The sequence below is a fragment of the Nonomuraea purpurea genome (assembly GCF_042650645.1).
Taxonomy (GTDB): domain Bacteria; phylum Actinomycetota; class Actinomycetes; order Streptosporangiales; family Streptosporangiaceae; genus Nonomuraea; species Nonomuraea purpurea.
The window spans coordinates 30,581-52,474 of sequence record NZ_JBHSBI010000011.1; the positions used below are offsets into that span (position 1 = coordinate 30,581).

Here is a 21,894-nt window from a genome sequence, read left to right on the forward strand (position 1 = left end):
GTCAGGGGGCCTCGAAACCGGCCTTGGTCAGCACGTCCTTGCCCTGCTGCGACAGCACCAGATCCACGAACTGCTTGGCGAGGTCACCGGCCGGCGCCTTCGACAGGGTGGCAATCGGGTAGTCGTTGATGGCCTGGTCCGCCTCCGGGAAGACGATGCCCTGCACCTTGCCCGCCGAGGCGATCACGTCGGTCTTGTAGACCAGCGCTGCGTCCACCTCGCCCAGCTCGACCTTGGTCAGCGTGGCCTTGACGTCCTGCTCCAAGGTGACCGGGGTGACCTTGAGCTTGGCCACGTCCAGCGCCTTGACCGCCGCCGCCCCGCACGGCACCTGCTCCGCGCAGAGCGCCACCTTCACCTTGCTGTCGGTCAGGTCCTTCAGGTCATCCACCTTGGCCGGGTTGTCCTTCGGTACGGCGATCTGCAGCTTGTTGCGCACGAACGTGGTCGGCGAACTCGCCAGGGACGCGTCGGTGACCGTCTTCATCGTGGCCGGGCTCGCCGCGGCGAACACGTCCGCCGGCGCCCCCTGCGTGATCTGCTGGGCCAGCGTGGCGCTGGAGCCGAAGTTGAACTTCACCGTCGTGCCCGGATGGGCGGCCTCGAAGGTCTTGCCGAGCTCGGTGAACGTCCCGGTCAGCGACGCCGCGGCGAACACCGTCACCTCTTCGGCCCCGCCACCGGAGGAGGCCGAAGCCGAAGCGGAGGACATGGACGTAGCCGGTTCGCCGGAGCCGCAACCGGACAGACCCGCCAGCGCGAGCGCGACGGGCAGGGCGATCGCCCATCGGGAAAGACGCCTGAACACCACAGGGGGGCTCCTCACAAGTAACTGGCCACGCGATCGTGACCGGGAATCTCCACGACGACGTTGGTGGACTTGATCACGGCGACCGCCACCACCCCCACCTCCAGGCCCAGCTCGTCGGCGGCCTGGCGGCTCATCAGCGACACCACGCGGAACGACCCGGCAGCGATCTCCACCTGCGCCATCACCGCATCGCGGATCACCTCGGTGACGATGCCGCGAAATCGGTTACGCGCGGAGGAGCGGCCACCGCCGTCGATCTCCCCGATCTGCGCGCGGGCGAAAGCGGCCAGATCGGCGCCGTTCACCCGCCGGTGACCGTTCTCGTCCCGCTCGGCTCCCAGCCGGCCCGCGTCCACCCACCGGCGGACGGTGTCGGAGCTGACCCCGAGCAGCGCGGCGGCCTCGCTGATCCGAAACGTCGTCACAACCCCTCACCTTACCTTCCGCACATTCCACCCTGAATACCCGTCTTCCACCGCAGGAGCGGCATGATCTACGGTTCTGCCATGGCATTCACGAGAACTGCGCGGCCTGCCCCAGCACACCGTGCGCGTGCGTGACCAGACCTTCCACGGCGCGGAGAAGCACACCTTCACCGGTCCCCTGCTCGCCGACGTCCTGAAGCTGACCGAGCCACGCATCGACCCCGACGTCAAGAACGGCCGGCTCCGGCTGTACGTGGCGTCGTCCGCCTCGACCTTGCCGCAGCATGTAAAGATGACCACATGAGTGGAACGATCGTGGTGGAGGGGTCTGCGTTACGCAGAATCGCATACATGGGAGCGGCGCTGTTGGCAGCCATTCTCGTGCTGGTCGCGTTCGTAACTATTGCCCCTACCGAGGATGAGCGCTTCTCCAGCTCGGCCGGGAGTATGGAAGCGGTCGCTCGCTCGCTGGGGGAGGGCGACGAGCTTGAGGAGCAGACCATCGGGAACCTCTCGTTCGAGAAGGTCTTTCGGGAGGACGGTCTCGTCTATTTCCAGCAGGGCCGAGGGTGGTTGGGGGACCGCGCTTTTGGCTATGTCTGGAGTTCTCATGTGCAGCCGCGCGATGTTGAGCACGTGGAAGGCCCGTGGTACACGTACACGGATCTTGAGGACTGACCTTTCGGGAGCGGCCCTTGCGCACCCTTCTCGCGGTCTTTCGGGCAGCTCTCAGGACCATCTGCGCGGTGGTTCTCGCACTGTCGTGATACAGCTGCGGCAGCACCGATAACGGCACGCCTGTGTCAGCTGGGTTCCTCGAAGTGGAAGGCCTTGATGAAGCAGTCACGCGGTTGGCTGATCGCGAAGAGGATGCAGTCGATCAGGGATTGACTGGTGAGTGGGTCTTTGGGGCCTCGTGGTGTGGTGTGCCAGTCGGGTGTGAGTGGATCCGCGTTGTCGAAGTCGGGTGGGTAGAGGGAGATCACGCGTACCCCTTGCGGGCGAAGGCGTTTGGAGAGGATCTCGGTGAAGCCGGCTTGGGCGTTCTTCGCGCTGTAGAAGGCGTCGTGTGCAGTGGAGCGTGCGTGTCCGGGGAGTCCGGCGGTTGAGATCATGGTGATGATGTCGGGTTTGACCGAGCGCAGGAGCAGGGGCAGGAAGTTCTTGGTGGCCAGGATGGTGCCGGTGGCCCCGGAGGCCAGGGTGTCGATGACGTCTTGGTCGGAGACGGCCAGGAGGTCTTCGCCTTCGAGGTAGCGCGCTGCGTTGTTGACCAGCACGTCGATGTGGTCGGTATGTGCGGCGACCTGGTGGGCGAAGTCGCTGATGGAGGCTGGGTCGGTCAGGTCGCAGGCGAAGGCGTGGACTTTTCCGGTGCCTCGGCTGCGGATATCGTCTCGGGTGCGTTCGGCTGCTGCGAGTGTCCGGGCGGAGAGAAAGACTCTGGCGCCGAGATCGGCGAGGGTGATGGCCAGGGCCCGTCCGAAGTCGCGTCCGGCGGCGGTGATGACGACATTGTGGTCGTCCAGTCTCATGTGCGGTTCCCTGTTCGTGGTCGGCGGCTGCTGTCGGCAGCGTAGGTCATCCAATCGCCGGCGGAGGCGCGTTGCCAGGCGACGGCGATGAGAGTGCGGTGGAGCGGGCCGCGATCGCCACCGCGCGTGTCAAGCAAGCAACGCGAGGTCGAAGGATTCAGGCTAGGTTGGCGCGAGCGTCGGACCGCAAGGACGCTTCGAGCACCGCAAGCACTCCCCTGGTGGAATTTTGGATGGCTATATGACCGGACCAAGAGAATACGTCAAAGATAATTTTCTTGTTGACTATGGATCGTTCGCGATCATGGATATCGACGGACTGTCATCCATGGCCGCCGCACTCCCTCCTGAACAATTGTTCGCCCAAACCAGCCAGGATGGACCCTGGTTCGCTGCCACCGCCAACATGGCAGTGGCACGCAGCCGTGCGGGCTACCATCACATTGTCGCCATCACGCTCGAATTATGGGAAAAAGAACCTCCTGTCGAGTACGAGCCCAAAGCCGAGGTTCACACAGCGGAGATGTATTCAAGTTCGGGGCGGGTCCGCGCATGCAATTCAGGTGGGGAAACTGGCCCCGTTATTGATCTTGGAAAACCTGATGCCCTATGGTCGGTTCGCGGCTACCGTATGGACACATCGAATCCGGGGCTCGATGGCGAGTTTTTTCCTGACGAGTTCGATGAGGATGACGAAGATATGGGCGGATATCCCGAAGGGCTTGAGGAGTTCCGGTTCCGCTTCTGGCCGAAAGACGGACGGGGAGAATGACATTGGGCTCTACCCGTCCACTTCCTCCGGGCATGTGTTCGGCCTGATGTGCCTCGCTTCCTTGGGCGTGTCCATCTCCCTGATGCTTCGCTCATCAAGAAAAGAAGACAATAAGTAGCGTCTTCTCGCGACATCGAAGTCCGACCCGATCGCGGCACCTCCATCACGAACAACATGTACAGGCCGGCAACCCCTTCGCCTGCAGGCGCAGGAACGCCCGCCAGGAGGTGTCGATGTTCCGTGGAGCCGGACCGGACCGGTGGGAGCGCAGGTGTACGTGGGCGCGGGTGCATGGTGCGGTGATGTCTTGACACGAAATCAAACTGAACAGTACGGTTTGGCACATGGATGCGGCCAAGGCGACTCAGGAGTCGGCGCGCAGTGAGGCCAAACGGGCCCAGATCCGTCATGGGGCAACACGCGTCTTCCTCGCGGAGGGGTTCGCCGGCGCGACCACCGACGCCATCGCCAAGGCCGCAGGCGTGTCCAAGCAGACGTTGTACGTCTACTACCGCAGCAAAGAGCAGCTCATGGTCGACGTGCTCGGCTCGCTGCTGTCGAGGCTGAATCGCGATCACGCGGTGCTGGATGGCGACCGGCCGGTGGATTCCCTGCCGCAGCTGCGGGCCACGCTGGTCGAGTTGGCCTCGGAAGTGCTGAAGGCCATCTCCGGCAGTGACTACCTCGCGCTGTCGCGCGTCATCATCGCCGACTCGCCGCGGGTGCCGGAGATCGGCCGGCTGTGGGCACAGACGATCACCGGGGGCGTCCGCCTGCGGGTGACCGAGCTGCTGGAACGGGCGCGCGACGCCGGGGTGATCGTGGTCGACGACGTGGAGGCGGCGACCCGGTTGCTCACGGGCGGCCTGCTCACCTACATCCTGCCGGACGGGATCGTGGCCACAGACGAGCCGGTGACCGCCCCGGATCGCGAGCGCGTCGAGCGGATCGTGGACCTGTTCCTGCGCGCGACCACCTGACGGCAGAAGGGGTCGGCATGCAGGGCTTTTTACGGCTCCGTAATCAAACTGAACAGTTTGGTTTGATAAGTGCCAGGGAAACCCGGCGGAAGGGAAGAGCACATGTCATTCACCTGGGGCGGGCTCACCGAGGGACCCACGGGCCACGCAGCGGAGCAGCCGCCACCGGACGCGGTGACGCACACCAGCTCCGTCGAGGTGCTCACCATGGACAAGCAGGACATCGGCCCGGCCGTCGAGGGCGGTCCCGCGGTGTTCGCGACGCTCATGACGGAGCGGTTCACCGGCGGCATCGAGGGCACCGGGCACGCCGACCACGTCCGGGTGGTCCAGCCGGACGGGTCGCAGATCGTCGCCGGGGTCGAGCGGATCGTCGGCACGATCGACGGCAGGACGGGTAGTTTCGTCCTGACCAGCTACGGCTACGGTGACCGGCCAGGGGCGGGACGGGGGTTCTGGACGGTGGTCCCGGGCTCCGGCACCGGCGAGCTGACCGGACTGCGCGGGCGCGGCGCGTTCACCGTGGCGCTGGGGCCGGACGGCACCTGGCGTGCAGAGGACAACTTCACCCACTGGTTCGAGAAGTGAGTCCGCAGATGTCCGCGATGCCGGGCAGGGCGCCGTGCGGTCATGCCATCGCTCGTCCCGGCTACCTCCTGCCGGATCCTGGAACAACGGGCCGAGGAGCCCAACATCACCCGGGCCTTCGCCGTGCACGCCAGGGCCCTGGAACTGCTCGACGCCCGCGGACTGGCTGACGACCTGGTGGCGCGCGGCCACGTGATCGGCCAGGTGTCACCCGCCTGCGCGCACGGTACGTGATCGGCGCCCCCTGAGGAACGCCGGGACCGATCAGTCCTGTACGACATCACCGACCACGAACGCAGCCGCGACCGGGCCAGGTGCCACAACGGAGCAAACCGTTCGCCGTCATGGTCAGCCCGTTCAAAAATGTCCGGCTGAACAGGGTGCTGAGACGGCCCGGGCGCGGCAAAGGGGCGCTTACTCCACGGCCAGGGTGGCAAGTTCACTCATGTGGTGGGCACTCGGCTCGCCGATGACATCCGAAGCTCGCCTCGTGCGCAGCGTCACGCGTGGGCCGCATGGCATTCATAGGGGGAAGAAGTGGCTGGACGGAGTACTCGATCCGTTGCCACGCGGGCCGCGTCGGCTCTGCTGGCGGCGGTGCTGCTTGTTGGCTGCGGCGGCAACACGACCGGCGCCGTGCCACCCGAAGCCGTGGTCGCCACCGGCCCGGCGGCGGTCGCCACACCGACCCCGGGCATCACGAGCTCGCCCGGCGCCACATGCCCGACGTCGGGCAATGACAGGCGGCTCGCCAAGACGCGCTTCGCGCTGCACGCGGGTCTCGCGCTGGGCGCCTTCCACCGCTACATCTACAGGCCGCTGCGCAGCGGCGGCTTCCAGGCCGGAGCAGAGAAGCGCAAGCGGACCTTCGCGAAGGCGGCGGTGGCGGGTGCGTTCGCCCTGCACGAGCTGAAGGTCGCCAGGCGTTTCGCCATGGCCAACCCGACGCTGTGCAAGGCTCTCGACTCTGTTCACGGCGCGGTCACGAGCCTCACCGGCAAGCTGAAGGGCGGCACCGCCACGCCGGCCGACCTCAACGCCGGCAAGGCCTCGCTGGACGGCCTGGTCCACGACGCCTCCAAGACGGGCATCCAGGTCAAGGAGCAGCCCGTCACCGTCCCCGGCGCCGGCTGACCTGCCGCTGCCAGGCGAGCGGCGATCATCGGACGCGGTCACGTCCGATGACCGGCCGCTCGCCGTCAGTGGGGCATGAGCACCTTGTCGATGATGTAGATGGTGGCGTTGCGGGCCTGGATGTCGCCGCAGACAAGCTTGGCCTGGTTGACGGTGGTGTGCTTGCCGGAACCCTTCACGGTCAGGTCGCCGCCCTGGAGGGTCGCGAGCGTGGCGTTCTTCAGCTCGGCGGGGGTCAGCCTGCCCTGGACCGCGTGGTAACCGAGGATCTTGGTCAGTTCCTGCTTGTTGGCCATGATCTTGTCCCGGGTCTTGACCGGGATCGCCTGGAAGGCGTGGTTGTCCGGTGCGAAGAGCGTGAGGTGCGCGGCCTGGTTGAACTTCGTCTGCCAATCGGCCGTCTTGACCGCCTGCGACAGCATGGACAGCTCCGGGATCTGGGCCAGGGCGGTGCCGAGCCCCTTGTCGGAGATGCCGGACAGGCTCTTCTTGATCGGGGCGCAGCCGGGCCCGACAGGGTTCGCACCGGCGGTCGGCGTCGGCGTCGGCCGCGCGGCGGAGCTCGTCCATGGGGACGCGCCGACGGTGCCGACGGCGGCGGTCAGTACCAGTGCTGTCGCGAGAAGTGCTCGTTTCACAGCGATCACCCCTAGTTCTCGGAACCGGGCTCGCGGCCCTGATCTCTCCCTTCAGTTTCGGCAGCTGCGGAGAACAACGGAGTCACCCTTGCCCCAAAAAGGCACAAAGGCTGGGGCCGCTTTCCAGACGGGAACCCGAGACGTGCTCAACGCCGGGCGTCCCTGATGGCGCGGGCGGCGTTGATCAGGCCGATGTGGCTGAGGGCCTGAGGGAAGTTGCCGATTGCCTCTCCTGTGCCGGTGTCCACCTCTTCACTGAGCAGGCCGACATCGTTGGCGCAGGAGGCGGCGGTCTCGAACGCCCGCTTGGCCTCGGCGTCCTGGCCGGTGAGGGCCAGCGCGTGGGCGAGCCAGAAGGTGCACAGCAGGAAGGTGCCCTCCTGCCCCGGTAGCCCGTCGGCGGAACGGTAGCGGTGCACCAGCCCGCTCGCGTCGGTCAGCTGGGTGGCGACGACCTGCACGGTGGAGCGGATCCTCGGGTCGTCCGGTGGCAGGAATCCGACCAAGGGCATCATCAGGGTGGCGGCGTCGATATGGGTGCCACCGAACGTCTGGGTGAAAGCACCCGCCTGCTCATTCCAGCCGTGGGTCAGGATCGCGGCGTGGATCTCGTCTCGGACGCGCGTCCAGTCTGCGACCCGGGAGGTTGCCCCCAGTACGGGGGCCAGGGTGATCGCCCTGTCCAATCCCACCCAGCACATCAGCTTGGAGTGTGTGAACTGCCTGCTGGGACCACGGACCTCCCACAGGCTCTGGTCCGGCTCCTGCCAGCGGCGCGCGGCGGTCTCGGCCACTCCGATCAGCAGCGAGCGGGTGAGTGGGTCGAACGGGCCGATATCCCGGTAAGTCTGGTGGGCGGCGTCGAGCAACTCGCCGTACACGTCGAGCTGGTCCTGGCGCCAGGCGTCGTTGCCGACCCGCACGGGGGCGCTGTCCCGCCACCCCCGCAGATGCGGCAGGCGCCGTTCGCTCAGGTCGCGCTCGCCGCCGATGCCGTACATGATCTGCAGGTCCGGGTCCGCGTCGCCCTGGGTCGCGCACGCGCGGGACAGGAAGGTGAAGTAGGCGGTCTCTTCCTCCTCGCAGGTGGCCGTGTTCAGGGCCTGCAGGGTGAAGCTGGCATCGCGGACCCATGTGTAGCGGTAGTCCCAGTTGCGCTCCCCGCCGATGCTTTCCGGCAGGGAGGTGGTGGCCGCGGCCACAATGGCCCCCGTCGGGGTGTAGGTCAGCGCGCGCAGCACCCGGCCGCTGTGGTTGACGCGCCGGCGCCAGGGTCCCTCGTAGTCGGCGTGACCGTGTGACCAGGAGCGCCATCCCGCGATGGTGTCGCGAATCCGGCGCGCGACGGCCCAGGAGGTGCGGCGCGGCGGGTCGGGCGCCCAGGCCCGGCCGACCTGCAGGGCCAGACCGACGTTCTGTCCTGCGCGCAGGGTGAGAGCGGCGTCCGCGACCGAGCCGCTGGTCCGGAACTCCACCGGACTGGACAGGGTGAGCACGTCGGCGCCTCCACGGGCGATCAGGCCGCCGCGGACCGGTTGCATCAGCGGGCGGACGAGCCCGAACTCGGGCCGGGGCACATACACGATCTCCACAGGCACCCGCCCTTCGGTGCAGGCGAGCCGGCGAAGGAGCAGGCCGGGGGATGACGTGCCCAGCGCGTGCCCGCGTTCGCCCCGGCCCAGTGCGAGGGCGTCCCGGAGCACCAGGGTGCCGCCGCGCGTCCGGAACGTGGTCTCCAGCACGAGGGTGTCCTCGACGTACCGGCGGGTCACCTCGGCCGGACATGACGGCCGGATAGCCCAGTAGCCGGCCTCTTCGTCCAGCAGCCGGGCGAAGAGCGCCGGACTGTCGAAACGTGGCAGGCACAGCCAGTCGACAGAGCCGTCGGACGTGACCAGCGCGGCGGAGCGGCAGTCCGCCAGCATCGCGTAGTCGCCGATCGGCCGGGCGCTCAACGGCAGACCCGCCGTGCGGCCAGGCGTCGCAGCAGGTAAAGCAGTGCTGAGGCGGCGAAGAGCACCAGGGTGACCAGAATCCATCGGGTGAGATAAGGGATGGTGCTCAAGCCGACCGCCGCCCTGTAGTTGGGCTCGGCGCCGCGCAGGATAAGTGGGGACCACACCAGGAGCAGCAGGCCGGAGAACGCGGTCGGCACGCGCAGGTAATTGATCGGAGCCGGCCGCCGCCCCGTCGGCCGAGGCCGAGGCCGAGCAGCCGTACGACCACGGCGACGGGTAAGAGCGGTGGAAGACCGGGCGGCGAAGTCGGCCGCGGAGTAAAGAGGGAACAGCACCAGATCGTGGAAGATGACGGCCCCTACGAACCACACCAGGAAGCCCGGCCAGATCCCCACGTCGACCACTCGGGTGGCGGCGTAACCGGCGACCAGGAAGCAGAGGGCGAGTGCGAGCAGGTGCCACGGAGGGGCGCCGTAGGTCCTTGCCCACCGACTGCGGCCGTTCAAGATCGCTCCTGGTTGAAGTCGAGCTCGCGCACCCACTTCGTGTTGTGTACTCCGGGAGCATTGGGGACGATGACCCGCGCCGGGTATCCGTGGTCGAGGGACAGGTCGGCGCCGTTGACCCGCAGCGCCAGCAGCGAGCGCGGATCGGCGACCTGCGCGGCGCTGAGCGAAGCCTCACCGAAGTAGCCCCCGCGTTGCAGAGACCTGGCGGTGACGCCTGTCGAGCCGATCCGGATCCCGGCGAGGCGGGCGAGGTCGGCCAGCCGTACGCCGGTCCAGGTCTGGACGGTCGACCACCCTTCCACGCAGGCGATCGGCAAGGCGTAGGTGTGCAGCGGCATCGCCAGCAGATCCTCGCGGGAGAGTGCCGTCCGGTGTGGTCCGACGAGTGCCAGCCGCCAGGAATCGCCGGTCATGGCCGGGGTGACGCCGAGGCTCGCCGCCGTCTTGTTGACCTGGAAGTCGTTGGGGCCCGTACCGTAGTGGCGCCCATGGGGAGCGAGCAGCGCGGTACGGCGCAACGGCCCGTCGACGCACTGGCCGACGGACAGGCCGAACATGACCAGCGAGCCGCCGCCGGCGAAGGCCAGCAGGCCGCGCCTGGACATCGTGGCGGGCGCCGGGTCGGTGGCGACCAGGCCATCGGGGTCCGGCGGCTCAGGGCGGGTGTCCGCCGTGGAGGTGCGCAGGTAGTCGCGCAGGCCGTACGTCCGCAGGGTGTGGATGACGCGGGGCAGCTTGATGACGACGTGGACGACGAAGGCGGCCAGGAAGATCCATGCGCCGTAGAAGTGGGCCGGGTAGAAGGAGAACGGGAAGACGTAGAAGAGCTGGATGTTGAGGATCCCGGTCACGAACTGGAATACCGCGCCGCCGACCAGGAGCAGCAGGCTGGCCCGCTCGACGACCTCCGCCACGGAGCGGGCGGGCGGCCAGGAGAACAGCTTGGGGATGACCGACCACAGCTTGGCCAGCAGTATCGGCACCAGTGTCAGCCCGCCGATGACGTGCGCGCCCTGGGTGACCCGGTACAACCAGACCGGGTCCGTGGGCCAGTCGAACAGGTAGAAGCCCAGCAGGCCCCTGCCGGGGGTCGTGTCGTTGCCCGGCAGCCGAGGCTCGTAGGCGGCGTACGACACCAGCCCGGTGATCGCGACGAGGATGATCCCGGCCAGCAGGATCAGTCCGAGCACCGAGGTCAGCCAGGGGCCTCGGAGCGGGCTGCGCCAGAACTCCGGCCGGAACGGCCCGGGCGGCCCGCTCCACCCCCTGAGGCGCGCGGCCAGGCGGCCCTTATTGCCCACTCGACGCATCCGGCACCGATCCCCCCGAAATCCAATGTCGGCTGCTCGGTCTCCTTACCGGAAACGGTCTTTCCAAAGCAACGCCCCGGCACCCGTTCGGCAATGTCTGGCCGCTCGCCATGCGGAACCGTTTGAAGACGCCGCGCGTGCGACGAGCCCACCGGTCACCGCCAGCGCGGCAAGGGCGTAGGCGATGGTCCCGAAGCCGGCGCCGGTGCCCATGTACGCCACGCCGCCGGCCAGCGGGACGCCGAGCCACTCCCACCGGCCGTCGAGGGCGACCAGCGCGACGACCAGTAGGGCGTACCAGGAATAGCCGGGCGTGAACACGAGGAACCCCACCCCGGTCACCAGCAGGGCGCCTTGCCACGGCCGGTCCGCGTCGCCGTGGCGGAGTACGTGGAAGATCGCGATCCCGAGGATGACGAGGGCCGCGGGGAACGCCCACGAGTCTGGAAGAACCAGCCGTAGCAGCGCATACCGGTCTCTGCTGCCGGCATCATCGTAACCCTCCTCGGTCAAGTAACCGAAGAAGTAGCCGAGTACCGAGTTGCGCGAGGCGAGCGCGTACGGCAGGTAGGCGAGCGCCACGACGAGAGCGGCGGGGCCGAGGACGGCGAGGGTATCGAGCATCCGGCGCGTCGGCGTCTTCCCGCCTGCCGCGAGGACCCCGGAGAGCGCTCCCGGTACGGTGACGGCGGGCAGCAGCTTGACGGCGGTCGCCGCGCCGAGCAGCGTGCCGCCGAGGACTCTGTGCCTGTTCACCGTGGTCAGGGCGATGACGGCGAGCAGGACGCCGAGCGCGTCGACGTGGGCGTTGTTCACCAGTTCGAGCGGGACGGCGGGACACCACGCGTAGCAGGCGGTGTACGCCGGAGCGTTGTCCCGGGTGCCGGCCCGGCGGCTGAGCGCGATCAGCAGCACGGCCGAGGTCATGAGCGCCATGAGCGCACCGCCGATCTGCAGCGGCTTGTGCCGTGCCCCTTCGGGCGAGAGTCCGTGCACCAGGAGGAAGTACGCCTCCGCCAGGGGCGGATAGATCGTGTGCACGCCGGGGCGGTTGATCCGCGTGCACGACGTCACCGAGTCTCCGGAGGGGATCGGGTAACGATAGGGCCCATCACAGCCGTGGCCGCGGGGGAAGAGCCAGGGGTCGCGCAGCGGCGCCAGCGCCGCCTCGGCCGGGGCGTGATCGTAGGGCGAGATGCCCTCGGCCTGCACCCGTCCGTCCCAGGCGTAGCGGTAGGAGTCGGTGCTGGTGGCGGGCGGCGAGAGGAGGCCGGTGGCGGTCACGGCGATCCCGCCGGCGATCAACAGGCACATCGCCTGGCGCGTCGGCAGCCCGCGCACAGCCCACGTCGCCGCGCAGAAGAACGCCCACGCGAGCGCGTACGGCCAGAACAGGCCGTGGCGATCCGCGTTCTCACCGATCGCCGGCGCGAGCGTGCCGACGAGGGCGACCAGCAGGACGGCCGTCCCCACCGCGCGGCAGGTCACGCCGAGCCGGCCAGGGGTGCGGTGGCGAACTCCTTCATGCCCTCGTCGAACCCGATCCGGGCGTAGAACCCGAGCTCCGCACCCGCCTTGTGCGGAGATGCCACGATGTGGCGGACGTCGCCCAGCCGGTACTCCCCCGTCGTCACCGGCTCAGGACCGCCACGCTGCGTGGCCAGTGCCACCGCCATGTCGCCGACACTGCGCGGCTCCCCGCTGGCGATGTTGTACGCGGCCAGCAGGCCCGGCCGGCCGCCGGAGAGCGCGGTGACGTTCGCGCGAGCAACGTCGCGGACGTGGACGAAATCCCGCAACTGCCCGCCGTCCTCGAACACCCTGGGTGCTCGACCGGCCTCCAGCGCGGATCGGAAGATCGCCGCCACCCCGGAGTACGGCGTGTCCCGGGGCATCCTGGGCCCGTACACGTTGTGGTACCGCAGCGCGACGGCTGTGCCGCCGGTCTCGCGCGCCCAGTTGGCGGCCAGATGCTCCTGCGCCAGCTTGCTGGTGGCGTACGCGTTGCGGGGATCCGCCGGCGCGTTCTCATCGATGGTGGCGTAGACCACCTCCGAGTCGCACCGGGGGCAACGAGGTTCGAAGAGCCCGCGTGCCAAAGCGGCGGCGGAACGCGGCGCGGGCCGTACCCGGCCGTGCCTCGGACAGTCGTAGGCGCCCTCGCCGTAGACCACCATCGAGGAGGCCAGCACCAGCCGCCCGACCTCATGCCGGGCCATCGCGGCCAGCAGCACGGCCGTGCCGTACACGTTGACCGAGGCATAGTCCGGCAGGTCGGCCACGTTCACGCCGAGCCCGACCTTGGCCGCCTGGTGCACGACGACGTCGACCCCTGCCATCAACCGGTCCAGCGCGGCGTCCTCGCGCACGTCGTCGCCGGTCCTGAGGTCGAGGCGGACCACCTCGTGTCCGGCCGCTTCCAGCGCCTGCGTCACATGGCTCCCGATGAACCCGGCCGCGCCGGTGACCAGCACCCTCGCATCGTGCATCACAACACCGCCGTTCCGGCGAGCGCGGCGGCGAAACGGGAGTGGGGAGCCAGCGCCGCCACCTCGATCGCGTCCGCCATGGTGTCCACATCGGTCAGGCAAGGCAGGCAGGCGACGCTCATTCCGGCCTCAGTCAGTCTGTTCAACTGGATCTCTCCTGTGGTCGGCTCGGACATCGGCACGCCGAGCAGCAGATCGGGGTCGGGGGTGCGCAGCCCGAGAAGCCAGAACCCCCCGTCCGTCGCGGGGCCGAACACCGCGTCGTGGGCGTCGAGCAACGACACGGCGCCGGTCAGCAGGCCGACGGACACCTGCGGGGTATCCATGCCGATGAGCACGATCGGGGTGGGCGACAGCCGGTGGGCGTCGTCGAAGGCGGCGGCGAGCCGTTCGTCCAGGCCGTCGCCGCGCTGCGGAACGACCGTGAACCCGGCGGGCAGCCACGCCCCGGGAGCCCCGTCGAGAGCGATCACGCGGCGGGCCACCGGAACCCGGGCGACCGTCCGCAACGTGTCCTCCAGCGCGGCGACGGCCAGTGCCGCGGCCTCGCGCGGAGTGCAGGGCGGGGTCAGGCGGGTCTTCACCTTTCCCGGTACGGGCTCCTTGGCGATCACCAGGAGTTGCGCGCCGTCGGCATGGTGCGAACTCACGTCATACTGTCCTGTCGGCCATGACCCGGCGCATGTCACCGATCGTCCGCAGCGTTCCGCGCACCGTACCGGTCACCTTCGACCTCCCCGTACGGGCCAGATAGTCCACCTCGACCTCGGCGATCCGCCAACCGGCCGCAGCGGCGCGCAGCACCATCTCCAGGGGGTAGCCGAACCGCCGGTCCGCCAGTTCCAAGGCCAGCAGGGCGGCACGTCCGCACGCCCGCATCGGCCCCAGGTCGTGCAGATCGGCACCGGTACGGCGGCGCAGCTCGCGAGCCAGCACGGCGTTGCCGAGCCGGGCGTGCACCGGCCAGGAGGCGTCCGGTCCAAGAACGCGGCGACCGAGGACCAGGTCGGCCTCCCCCGCCAGGACCGGCCCGGCGACGCGCGGCAACTGCCCGGGATCGAGGGACGCGTCGGCGTCCATGAAGCACACCACGTCCGCCGTCGCGGCCGTCAGCCCCGCGTGGCAGGCGGCGCCGAATCCGGGCCGGGGCTCAGCCACCACCGTCGCGCCGAACTCCGCCGCGACCCTCGCGGATCCGTCGGTCGAACCGTTGTCGACCACGATCGGGCGGAAACCGGGCGGCATCCGCCCGAGCACCCACGGCAGCGCCGCCTCCTCATTCAGGCAGGGCAGAACCACGTCGATCTCCATGGGCCGACGCTAACGCGGCAACAGCGCCTCCTCTCTTACGAAAGGATGACGTCGTTCCGAGAAATGACCAGTTCGGGTCTGCGGTAATACGGTTTCATGGCCGACCCCGTGGTTTGGGTCTCTGGACCCCGCACCCCCGGCAGGTCGCATTTGGCTCTCGGCCGAGGGCGTGATGGGCGCGTTTTTGCCGGACGATCGCAGCTCCCCGCCCATAACAGCTTCGTAAGGATCGCCACCGACCTGCCGGGGTAATGTCACAGAATGATCATCAGTAGTGGCGTAAACATTCCGGCAGATCCCTTTCTCAGCGCCCGCCATAATGGAAGAGCCGCGTGATCGGCGCATTCTACGAAGACAGCCTCAAAGGCGGAAACGTAGACATCGAATATGCCGACGGCCGAATGCGGTCGCTCTCCGCCGAGCGCTGGCTCCTGTACAACGAGGGCGACGAGCACATTCTGGCCCGATGCGGCGGACCCACTCTCGATGTCGGTTCCGGACCAGGAAGACTGACCGTGGCGCTCACCCGGATGGGGATTCCCGCCCTGGGCATCGACATCACGCCCCTGGCCGTGGAGCTGACCCGCCGCGCAGGCGGCCTGGCGCTGCGCAGGTGCGTCTTCGAACCCCTTCCAGGAACCGGGCGGTGGGCCGAGGCGCTCTTGGCCGACGGCAACATCGGCATCGGCGGCAACCCGGCAGCCCTCCTCCAGCGCCTGCGCGAGCTGGTCAGGCCAGGAGGGACGGTGATCGCCGAACTCTCGCCGCCGGGTTCACAGAGCAGGGTCCACACCGTACGGCTGCGCCAGGCCGGGCGTACGGGTGACTGGTTCACCTGGGCGACCGTCTCGATCGACGACATCGCCCCCCTTGCCGGGCGATCCGGGTTCCCCACCGTCGAACGCTGGAACGCGGCGGGGCGATGGTTCGCATCCCTGTCATGACTCGCCCGGCCGCGCGGCCCGTCCCCGCTCTTTATCCGGGAGAGTCCCTCGGCGCGACGAGCAGGGTCACCGTCCGGTTGCGTCGCGGGTCGGGGAACGGCCCGTCCGACTGGTTCGCGCTCAGTAGCGAGAACGACGTCAACGCCAGCTCACCACCCTCCGCCAGATAGCGGGCCGCCACCAGAGCACGGCCCAGTGCGACCACGGAACCGCCGTCCGTCCTGCCGCCGGGCACCGCCACCACGTGGCCCACCACGGTTGTCGTCACGTCAAGGCCCGCGATCCTGCGGCCCAGCTTGCGCAACAGCCCCGCACCCCTCCCGCTGATCTCCGCGCTGTGCGGGAAGAGCCCGGCCTTGAAGAGCACGCGGACACTCCCTGACCGCCGTTCGACGCTCACCCCTGGCATAGCCAGCCTCCTGGCGATCGCGGCGACCTCGCGGTTGCGGCGAGCGGCAGCGGCCTCTTGGCGCTCCGCGGCCGCCGTTCGGTCCGCCTCGAGCGACGCCAGGCGCTGATTCAGGGCGTCGTTCTCCGCCTGTCGCCGGTCGGCGCGCGCAGCCGCCGCCGGTGGCGGGCCTGGCTCGGCCTGCGGGACCACGACGGCCCAGCCGACCAGCGCCGCGACCATCACCGCCGCCGTGGCCGCACCCAGCAGGCCCGGATGGATCAGGGGCCTGGACCGGCGGCGGCCGGCGGTGATCCGCTTGATCGTCCGGCGCCCCGCCGCGGCGGCCGCGTCCTGCGGCGCCAACGCCTGCACCGCAGCCCAGCACCGATCCGCCTCCTGCAGCTCGCCGCGCTGGGCGTGCAGCCTGGCCCGCAGGTCGAGCACGTCGGCGGCATCCTTGCCGGAGCCGTCCAGCTCGTCAAGAAGCTGGGCGGCACGGTCCAGGTCCCCAGCCCGCGCAGCCGAGCGTGCCCGGCTCACGGTCAGGTGCACGCGCAACGCCTCGCTCATCGCTTGTTCAACCCGCCAAGCTCGATCTTGTCGCGCTGGTCCTTCGGCAGGAGCCGGAACAGGCGCTGGTTGACCGCCTCGAGAGCCTGCATGTCGCCATTCGCGATGGCCCGTTTACCTTCGCGGATGAGTGCGGAGACCTGACCGTGGGACGGCACCGCAGTCTGCAGGACCGCAAACAGCTTGACCGGCCAGTCCGGGGAGCGCCGCTCCACCTCGATCAGGAGTGTCTGAGCCCGCTCGATCAGGGCGCGGATCGCCGCGGAGTCCTGTTCCTGGATCGCTTCCTTCCCCCGCCTGCGCACCTCGGCGAGCTCCTGGCGGTCCGCGGCGTCGCCCAGCCTGTCGACCAGCTCCGTCGCCTCGGCGAGCAGTCCCTCGAGCTCCTGCGCCAGCGCCGGGAGCTGCGCGGCCTCCTCGACCTCGTCCAGATCCGCCTGCAGGTTTCGGATGCGCTCCTCGGCCGTGGCCGCGGCACCGGCATCCACTTTGGCCGCCGACACCTGCTCGCGGGCCGTCGTGACAGCGCCCTCCTCGTCGATCCTGTCCAACTGGCGCGCGGCCGCGCCCGACCTGTCCGTCGACACCAATCTGCGCAGCGACGTCAGGCGCTGCTCCGCGTCGGACAGCATCCCATTCAGCAGCTCAGGGCTCGGGGTCTTGACGTCCGTCAGATTGATCATGGCTTCGAACTGGATCTGCGCCAGCGGCACGTCGGCGACCACGGTGACCAGGCTGGAGGTGTCGACTTCAAATGTCACCTCCACATCGCTGCCTGCCGGCAGGTCGATCATGAGGTCCTTGGGGCGGATCTCCAGCATCCCCACCTTGCGATTGCGATCTCCCCGGGTGCGCTCGCCCTGCAGGACCGGGATGAGGATCGCGCCGTCCGGGTCGGCGCGGCTCAGGGCGATGGAGGTCTCGTACTCCCCGCGGACGGTGGCCGGCAATGTGGCGCCTTTGCGCACCACGGGCGCGAACTTGCCGTCGGCGAGACGGATGCCGAGCGAGTGCGCCAGCCGCACGCCACCGAACTCGACGTCGCGATGCTTGATCGACATCGTGTTGGGCGCGACCGGCTGAGGAGCACCCTTGTCGTCGATCAGCTCGACCGTGAACTTCGACGTACGGTCCTTGTCGATGGAGACTTCGGTGGCGAAGGCTCCCGTGGCGTTCAGCAGGATGCGGCCGCTGTCGAAGGGCGGCCTCCCTTCCGGGTTGCTCAGGGTGACGGAATAGGCCGTCCAGTCCTCGGCCGGCCCGTGCACCCGGCCGGCGATGGTGGGCGTGGCCGTCGTCACGCTGGGCTCGTAGGCCAACTCGATGACGAACTCGTCGGAGCCGGCGTCGGCCGAGACGGGGTGCGGGCGGCGGAGAGTGCTGGCGAAGATGGCCGCGCCGCGGGCGACGACGGTGGTCGGGTCGAGGCTTATGTCGAGTTCGATGCCGAGGCCGTGGCGCGGGTCCGCGAGCCGCTCGCGCAGGCCCGGGGCCAGGGTCACGCCGCCGACCAGCAGCAGCCGGTCGATGTCGGCGGGGCCCAGCGCGGCGTCTTTCAGCGCGGATCGGCACAGGTTGATCGCCCTGGCGTAGAACGGCTCGGCGATCGCGTCGAGTTCGTCACGCGTCAGAACCTGTTCGACGGTCTGGGTGTCGCCGCTCTCGTCGATCTGGTCGATGTTGATCTCGACGCGTTCGAGGCGGGAGAGCTGGATCTTCGCTTCTTCGGCCGCGCCCTTCAGCATGGCGAAGTTCTGCTCCCACCGCGGATTGTCCCGCCGGAAGTCGCGCAGGCCGAGATCGCGGGCCGCCGCAGGCGCCATGATCCGCTCGACCAGGGCCCAGTCGATCAGCTTCCCGCCGAGGTAGGAGTCTCCGGCGTGGTTGAGCACCCGAAGCTCGCCGTCGTGCTTGCTGACCACCGCGGCGTCGAAGGTGCCGCCGCCGAAGTCGAACACCATCCAGTACGCCCGGTCGTCGGCATCGTGGAACCCGTACGCGAACGCCGCCGCCGTCGGCTCCTGCACCAGCGGGCAGGCGGCGGTGAACCCGGCGAGCATGGCGGCGTCGGTGGTGGCCTTGTTCTGGTTCAACGTGAACGCGGCGGGGACCGTGATCACGGCAGCGTCGGGTGTCGTGCCGCAGTGATGGGCGGCGTCCGCGCGAAGCGACTTGAGGACCTCGGCCGACAGTTGCTGGGGGGTGAGCTCCAGCCCGGCCTTGGCGAATGTCTTGCGCGCGTCGGCGAGCCCCATTTCGAGCTTGAACTCCGCCGCGGAGTTCTTCGGATCCGACCAGACCCGGTCCCGAGCCGGGCGTCCGACCTTGATCTGATTCGGCTTGGGTATCCAGATCGCGGACGGTGTGATGTCCCATCCGTCGTTGTTCTTGATCACTGCGACGGTGTCGTTCTCCGCCACTGCGATCGCGCTGTTCGTGGTGCCGAGATCGATGCCGAAGTCGATGGTGTCACGCATGGTCGTTCCTCACGTCGTCGTCGCTGTCGGGGCTCGGCTGGGGCGGGCAGCCGACGATCACCTGGCCCATCTGGATGTGCCGGTCCTGGAGATAGATCGACGGCCGCACGGTCTCGAGGACCGTCTCCGTGGCCAGGGACGGATCGTCCTGGAAGAGCAGGACCTCGAGTGAGCGCCCCGAGTGGAACTGCTCGCCGTCGTGGTCCTGCACCACCAGACCGGCCTCGGCCAGCGCGCCGCGCGTGGTCCGCAGGAAACGGCCGGCCTGCCGGCTCTTCGCCGGTGAGTCCTCGTCCTTCCTGGCGAGCCGGCGTTCGGCCCGCCACAGGTTCGTCGCCGCGGCGGCCAGTGCCTTCTCATCCAGAGGTGGCACCGGTTCGGCGCGCGTGGCGGCCGGTGCCTTCTCATCCGGAGGAGGCACGGGCTCGGTGTGCGTGGCGGCCGTGGCGAGCAGTCGTTCCAACTGCTCGGTGACCTCATCGTCCCAGGACGGGGGCGGAATGCGGAAAGAGCGGTGGTGGCGGCGCTGCCGGAGCTCCTCCCGCATCCGGGACAGCAGCCTGCGGTCAGGGCTCACATCATCACCCCCTTGCGCCACAGCAGGAGTTTGGGCTGGTGCTGTTCGCCCAGTGGCGGCCACAGGTCGATGGCTTCCTCCATGAGATCGGCGGCCCGCTCCAGCTCACCGGGGATCCGGTGGAGCCGGAGGGCCTCGTCGGCGAGGTGCCGGGCCCGGCCCCGGTCCCGGTCCCGATACGACACTGCCGGGGGCCTGCGCCGCCGGCGCAGGGCGTCGGCCAGCACGCGGGCGTTGGTCGGGCGCTCCTGGGGATCGAGCTGGAGCGTGGACATCACTATCTCGTCCAGCCTGGCGTCGACGTCGTCGTTGTACCTGCTGGGCGGCAGCAGCCGCCGGTTGAACCGGGCGAAGGAGTAGGAGGAGTAGCGTCCGGTTTCGCCGTATGGAAGGTGGTCGGTGAGCAGGAAGTAGGCGATCGTGCCCACCGACCACACGTCGCTCGCGCACGAGTAGCCTTGGTTGGTCAGGACCTCAGGGGCCATGAACGCGATGGTGCCCTTGGCGCTGGCCGTGCGCGTGACCGGGTCGGCCCGCTTGGCCAGGCCGAAGTCGCTCACTCTCACCCGCATGACGCTGCCGTCGTAGCCGATCAGGACGTTGGCCAGGCTGACGTCGCGGTGCAGGATGGGCGGGTCCTGTTCGTGCGCGACCGCAAGTCCGCTCGCGATCTGCTCCATCACGTCGACCGCGATGGCCGTCGGCACGCTGTGCGGGTAGGCCTTGGACAGGTTTTCAAGGCTGCCTCCCGGGAGGTACTCCATCGTGAAGAAGCCGCGCAGGCCCTCAGGAGTCTGCACGGTGTTCGCGTCGAACAACCGGACGATGTTCGCGTGGCCGAGGGTCGACAACAGCCGGGCCTCGTCCAGCATCAGGTGCGTCTCCTCCAACGAGGCGACCTTCTTGAACAGCTTCATCGCCTGCAGTCCGAGATAGGCGTGCCGGACCCGGTGCACCTCGGCGAAGGCGCCCTCGCCGAGCAGCCGATCGATCACCAGGGTGTCGTTGACCCGGTCACCGCTGTTGAGCAGCGCCATCGCCCCTCCCCCCGTATTGCACGGCGATCACCGAGACGTCGTCGATCGTCCCGCCCGCCGCGGCGGAGTTGATCAGTCGCTCACACACGCCTTCGAGGTCGGCGGCCGTGTTCAGGATCGCTCCCAGCGCCTCGTCGTCCACGCTGCCGGTGAGGCCGTCCGTGCACAGCAGGAAGCGGTCGCCCGCGCTCAGCTCATGAACCGATATGCCCGGTACGACCTCGCCCGGCATCCCCACGAACCTGGTCAGCCTGCCCTCACGGACGTGGTCCTCGGTGAGACGGTCGAGCCGGCCGTCGCGAGCCAGGTAGATCCTGCTGTCTCCCAGGTGCACCGCCAGCGCCGCGCCGCCCCGTACGAGAAGCAGGGCCGCGGTCGTGCCCGTCGTGCCGGGCCCGCTGCGGGCCTCGCGCCGTACCCGCTCGTTGAGCTCGGCGACCACCTCGGTCACCGCGTGCGTGACGCCGGGCGCTCGGATGGCGGTGACGTGCTCGCACAACCGGCGGGGGAACTGGTCGACGACCGTACGCGCGGTGGCCGCCGCGTCCGCCAGGCCCCCGATGCCGTCGGCCACGATGAACGTGCCGCCGGCGGGATCGGCCGCCACGACGTCCTGGTTCTCCCCATGCAGGCCGCCCGCCTGGGTGCGCATCGCGTATCTGATCATGTGGGGGGTCTGCTGACGTTCAGGCGGTAGCCGATGCCCGTGACGGTCTCGAGGATGCGCGGGTGTGACGGGTCCACCTCGATGCACCTGCGTACGGCGCGCACCACACCGGCGAGGTCGGCCCTGGTGTACGAGCGGTGCGGCGCCCATTCCTCGCGCGGGCCCCACAGCGCGGTGATCAGCGACGCGTGGTCGCAGGCGACCGCGGCACCATCGTTGCCGCGCCCTGCCATGTACCGCAGCAACTGGTGGCCCTGCGGGCGCAGACCGTCGATCAGGGTCTCCACGCCGTTCTCGACGCGGTAGGCCCTGGCGGCCACCCAGTCGTAGCGCAGGCCCGGTCCGGTGTGACGCACGTCGGTCGGCGGCCCGAACGGCGCGGGCCGCGTGGTGTGCGGGTCCAGGAAGGTCAGTTCCCAGTACAGCGGCTCTCCTTTCGGGGTCATGTCCCCGAGGATCAGAAGGGTGTCGCCGTGCTGGATGCGCTTGCGCCCCTGCAGCCGCTCGGTGACGTCGCCGTGCCGCAGCAGCGTGCCGTTGACGCTGGCGTTGTCGGTCACCGACCACATGCCGTCGGCGAAGTCCAGCGTGCAGTGCAGGCGGCCGACCCACCGCTGGGGATCCGGCCCCAGTTCCACGTCGGGGGCGTGCTCGGGCGAGGCGCGCCCGACGGTGATCGGCCCGCCGCCGAGTTCGACCGCGCTCATGACCCCCTCCGGCGAGCTGATGCGCAACGCCACTGCCCGAACCACTACGAGAACCTCCTGTAGG

25 protein-coding genes are annotated in these 21,894 nt (G+C 69.1%); 8 read left to right on the forward strand and 17 right to left on the reverse strand.

Translation table 11 applies throughout. From position 1 onward, the window contains the following. Position 1: 1 nt before the first annotated feature. Positions 2 to 808 (reverse strand): molybdate ABC transporter substrate-binding protein, encoded by an 807-nt coding sequence (modA, locus tag ACFOY2_RS22195; RefSeq protein WP_379529982.1) that lies wholly within the window; start codon positions 806 to 808, stop codon positions 2 to 4. Positions 809 to 822: 14 nt separating this feature from the next. Next, positions 823 to 1,236 (reverse strand): TOBE domain-containing protein, encoded by a 414-nt coding sequence (locus ACFOY2_RS22200; RefSeq protein ID WP_379529983.1) that lies wholly within the window; start codon positions 1,234 to 1,236, stop codon positions 823 to 825. 127 nt (positions 1,237 to 1,363) lie between these two features. On the opposite strand from ACFOY2_RS22200, the gene ACFOY2_RS22205 reads away from it, so the two are divergent. Then, positions 1,364 to 1,540 carry a hypothetical protein gene (locus tag ACFOY2_RS22205; protein WP_379529984.1) on the forward strand — a complete coding sequence of 59 codons (177 nt, stop codon included), beginning with the start codon at positions 1,364 to 1,366 and terminating at the stop codon, positions 1,538 to 1,540. A 47-nt stretch (positions 1,541 to 1,587) separates the two neighbouring features. After that, on the forward strand, positions 1,588 to 1,914 hold the full coding sequence (locus tag ACFOY2_RS22210) for a hypothetical protein (RefSeq protein WP_379529985.1): 327 nt from the start codon (positions 1,588 to 1,590) through the stop codon (positions 1,912 to 1,914). Between the two features lie 125 nt (positions 1,915 to 2,039). Here ACFOY2_RS22210 and ACFOY2_RS22215 read toward each other — a convergent pair whose 3' ends face one another. Continuing rightward, positions 2,040 to 2,771 (reverse strand): SDR family oxidoreductase, encoded by a 732-nt coding sequence (locus ACFOY2_RS22215; protein ID WP_379529986.1) that lies wholly within the window; start codon positions 2,769 to 2,771, stop codon positions 2,040 to 2,042. Between the two features lie 241 nt (positions 2,772 to 3,012). Here ACFOY2_RS22215 and ACFOY2_RS22220 point away from each other — a divergent pair, with 241 nt between their 5' ends. The 5 genes from ACFOY2_RS22220 to ACFOY2_RS22240 all read left to right on the forward strand — a co-directional run bounded on the left by ACFOY2_RS22220 (position 3,013) and on the right by ACFOY2_RS22240 (position 6,245). Beyond that, a complete protein-coding gene (locus ACFOY2_RS22220) occupies positions 3,013 to 3,543 on the forward strand; it encodes a hypothetical protein (protein WP_379529987.1) in 531 nt (176 codons plus the stop codon). Positions 3,544 to 3,887: 344 nt separating this feature from the next. After that, positions 3,888 to 4,523: a TetR/AcrR family transcriptional regulator gene (locus ACFOY2_RS22225; protein ID WP_379529988.1), complete on the forward strand. Its 636-nt coding sequence runs from the start codon at positions 3,888 to 3,890 to the stop codon at positions 4,521 to 4,523. Between the two features lie 102 nt (positions 4,524 to 4,625). Beyond that, complete coding sequence (locus tag ACFOY2_RS22230) at positions 4,626 to 5,111, forward strand: DUF3224 domain-containing protein (RefSeq protein WP_379529989.1); 486 nt, start codon at positions 4,626 to 4,628, stop codon at positions 5,109 to 5,111. Between the two features lie 42 nt (positions 5,112 to 5,153). Beyond that, positions 5,154 to 5,345, forward strand: a complete 192-nt coding sequence (locus ACFOY2_RS22235; RefSeq protein WP_379529990.1) for a hypothetical protein — start codon at positions 5,154 to 5,156, stop codon at positions 5,343 to 5,345. A gap of 363 nt (positions 5,346 to 5,708) precedes the next feature. Then, positions 5,709 to 6,245, forward strand: a complete 537-nt coding sequence (locus ACFOY2_RS22240; protein ID WP_379529991.1) for a hypothetical protein — start codon at positions 5,709 to 5,711, stop codon at positions 6,243 to 6,245. Between the two features lie 65 nt (positions 6,246 to 6,310). Here the strand turns inward: ACFOY2_RS22240 and ACFOY2_RS22245 are convergent, their stop codons facing one another. The 8 genes from ACFOY2_RS22245 to ACFOY2_RS22280 all read right to left on the reverse strand — a co-directional run bounded on the left by ACFOY2_RS22245 (position 6,311) and on the right by ACFOY2_RS22280 (position 14,460). Continuing rightward, complete coding sequence (locus ACFOY2_RS22245; protein ID WP_379529992.1) at positions 6,311 to 6,883, reverse strand: fasciclin domain-containing protein; 573 nt, start codon at positions 6,881 to 6,883, stop codon at positions 6,311 to 6,313. A 146-nt stretch (positions 6,884 to 7,029) separates the two neighbouring features. Continuing rightward, the gene (locus ACFOY2_RS22250) at positions 7,030 to 8,838 is read right to left on the reverse strand and encodes a glycoside hydrolase family 15 protein (RefSeq protein WP_379529993.1); all 1,809 of its coding nucleotides are present in this window, start codon (positions 8,836 to 8,838) and stop codon (positions 7,030 to 7,032) included. Further along, a complete protein-coding gene (locus ACFOY2_RS22255) occupies positions 8,835 to 9,347 on the reverse strand; it encodes a hypothetical protein (RefSeq protein ID WP_379529994.1) in 513 nt (170 codons plus the stop codon). Before ACFOY2_RS22255 ends, ACFOY2_RS22250 begins: the two co-directional genes overlap by 4 nt. Beyond that, entirely contained in the window at positions 9,344 to 10,660 is a 1,317-nt protein-coding gene (locus tag ACFOY2_RS22260) for a molybdopterin-dependent oxidoreductase (RefSeq protein WP_379529995.1), read from the reverse strand. Before ACFOY2_RS22260 ends, ACFOY2_RS22255 begins: the two co-directional genes overlap by 4 nt. A 45-nt stretch (positions 10,661 to 10,705) precedes the next feature. Further along, complete coding sequence (locus tag ACFOY2_RS22265) at positions 10,706 to 12,133, reverse strand: glycosyltransferase 87 family protein (RefSeq protein WP_379529996.1); 1,428 nt, start codon at positions 12,131 to 12,133, stop codon at positions 10,706 to 10,708. Positions 12,134 to 12,144: 11 nt separating this feature from the next. Further along, complete coding sequence (locus tag ACFOY2_RS22270) at positions 12,145 to 13,149, reverse strand: NAD-dependent epimerase/dehydratase family protein (protein WP_379529997.1); 1,005 nt, start codon at positions 13,147 to 13,149, stop codon at positions 12,145 to 12,147. Then, on the reverse strand, positions 13,149 to 13,799 hold the full coding sequence (locus ACFOY2_RS22275) for a TIGR04282 family arsenosugar biosynthesis glycosyltransferase (RefSeq protein WP_379529998.1): 651 nt from the start codon (positions 13,797 to 13,799) through the stop codon (positions 13,149 to 13,151). Before ACFOY2_RS22275 ends, ACFOY2_RS22270 begins: the two co-directional genes overlap by 1 nt. Before the next feature lies 1 nt (position 13,800). Continuing rightward, positions 13,801 to 14,460: a glycosyltransferase family 2 protein gene (locus ACFOY2_RS22280; protein ID WP_379529999.1), complete on the reverse strand. Its 660-nt coding sequence runs from the start codon at positions 14,458 to 14,460 to the stop codon at positions 13,801 to 13,803. A gap of 401 nt (positions 14,461 to 14,861) precedes the next feature. Here ACFOY2_RS22280 and ACFOY2_RS22285 point away from each other — a divergent pair, with 401 nt between their 5' ends. Continuing rightward, on the forward strand, positions 14,862 to 15,404 hold the full coding sequence (locus ACFOY2_RS22285; protein WP_379530000.1) for a class I SAM-dependent methyltransferase: 543 nt from the start codon (positions 14,862 to 14,864) through the stop codon (positions 15,402 to 15,404). Between the two features lie 31 nt (positions 15,405 to 15,435). Here ACFOY2_RS22285 and ACFOY2_RS22290 read toward each other — a convergent pair whose 3' ends face one another. The 6 genes from ACFOY2_RS22290 to ACFOY2_RS22315 are packed head-to-tail and all read right to left on the reverse strand — an operon-like array spanning position 15,436 to position 21,830. Then, entirely contained in the window at positions 15,436 to 16,365 is a 930-nt protein-coding gene (locus ACFOY2_RS22290) for a hypothetical protein (protein ID WP_379530001.1), read from the reverse strand. Continuing rightward, entirely contained in the window at positions 16,362 to 18,842 is a 2,481-nt protein-coding gene (locus tag ACFOY2_RS22295; RefSeq protein WP_379530002.1) for an Hsp70 family protein, read from the reverse strand. Before ACFOY2_RS22295 ends, ACFOY2_RS22290 begins: the two co-directional genes overlap by 4 nt. Next, the gene (locus tag ACFOY2_RS22300; protein ID WP_379530003.1) at positions 18,835 to 19,419 is read right to left on the reverse strand and encodes a hypothetical protein; all 585 of its coding nucleotides are present in this window, start codon (positions 19,417 to 19,419) and stop codon (positions 18,835 to 18,837) included. Before ACFOY2_RS22300 ends, ACFOY2_RS22295 begins: the two co-directional genes overlap by 8 nt. Then, positions 19,416 to 20,456, reverse strand: a complete 1,041-nt coding sequence (locus tag ACFOY2_RS22305; protein WP_379530004.1) for a serine/threonine-protein kinase — start codon at positions 20,454 to 20,456, stop codon at positions 19,416 to 19,418. Before ACFOY2_RS22305 ends, ACFOY2_RS22300 begins: the two co-directional genes overlap by 4 nt. After that, positions 20,434 to 21,123, reverse strand: coding sequence for a PP2C family protein-serine/threonine phosphatase (locus ACFOY2_RS22310; RefSeq protein WP_379530005.1), 690 nt, complete (start codon positions 21,121 to 21,123; stop codon positions 20,434 to 20,436). Before ACFOY2_RS22310 ends, ACFOY2_RS22305 begins: the two co-directional genes overlap by 23 nt. Continuing rightward, positions 21,120 to 21,830 (reverse strand): FHA domain-containing protein, encoded by a 711-nt coding sequence (locus ACFOY2_RS22315; RefSeq protein WP_379530006.1) that lies wholly within the window; start codon positions 21,828 to 21,830, stop codon positions 21,120 to 21,122. Before ACFOY2_RS22315 ends, ACFOY2_RS22310 begins: the two co-directional genes overlap by 4 nt. Between the last annotated feature and the right edge of the window lie 64 nt (positions 21,831 to 21,894).

Bases quoted from the DNA above. Each gene is read 5' to 3' on its own strand.
- ACFOY2_RS22210 (WP_379529985.1), top strand. From the start codon at position 1,588: ATGGGAGCGGCGCTGTTGGCAGCCATTCTCGTGCTGGTCGCGTTCGTA.
- ACFOY2_RS22215 (WP_379529986.1), bottom strand. From the start codon at position 2,771: ATGAGACTGGACGACCACAATGTCGTCATCACCGCCGCCGGACGCGAC.
- ACFOY2_RS22220 (WP_379529987.1), top strand. From the start codon at position 3,013: ATGACCGGACCAAGAGAATACGTCAAAGATAATTTTCTTGTTGACTAT.
- ACFOY2_RS22225 (WP_379529988.1), top strand. From the start codon at position 3,888: ATGGATGCGGCCAAGGCGACTCAGGAGTCGGCGCGCAGTGAGGCCAAA.
- ACFOY2_RS22230 (WP_379529989.1), top strand. From the start codon at position 4,626: ATGTCATTCACCTGGGGCGGGCTCACCGAGGGACCCACGGGCCACGCA.
- ACFOY2_RS22235 (WP_379529990.1), top strand. From the start codon at position 5,154: ATGCCATCGCTCGTCCCGGCTACCTCCTGCCGGATCCTGGAACAACGG.
- ACFOY2_RS22260 (WP_379529995.1), bottom strand. From the start codon at position 10,660: ATGCGTCGAGTGGGCAATAAGGGCCGCCTGGCCGCGCGCCTCAGGGGG.
- ACFOY2_RS22270 (WP_379529997.1), bottom strand. From the start codon at position 13,149: ATGCACGATGCGAGGGTGCTGGTCACCGGCGCGGCCGGGTTCATCGGG.
- ACFOY2_RS22280 (WP_379529999.1), bottom strand. From the start codon at position 14,460: ATGGAGATCGACGTGGTTCTGCCCTGCCTGAATGAGGAGGCGGCGCTG.
- ACFOY2_RS22285 (WP_379530000.1), top strand. From the start codon at position 14,862: ATGCGGTCGCTCTCCGCCGAGCGCTGGCTCCTGTACAACGAGGGCGAC.
- ACFOY2_RS22290 (WP_379530001.1), bottom strand. From the start codon at position 16,365: ATGAGCGAGGCGTTGCGCGTGCACCTGACCGTGAGCCGGGCACGCTCG.
- ACFOY2_RS22295 (WP_379530002.1), bottom strand. From the start codon at position 18,842: ATGCGTGACACCATCGACTTCGGCATCGATCTCGGCACCACGAACAGC.
- ACFOY2_RS22305 (WP_379530004.1), bottom strand. From the start codon at position 20,456: ATGGCGCTGCTCAACAGCGGTGACCGGGTCAACGACACCCTGGTGATC.
- ACFOY2_RS22310 (WP_379530005.1), bottom strand. From the start codon at position 21,123: ATGATCAGATACGCGATGCGCACCCAGGCGGGCGGCCTGCATGGGGAG.
- ACFOY2_RS22315 (WP_379530006.1), bottom strand. From the start codon at position 21,830: ATGAGCGCGGTCGAACTCGGCGGCGGGCCGATCACCGTCGGGCGCGCC.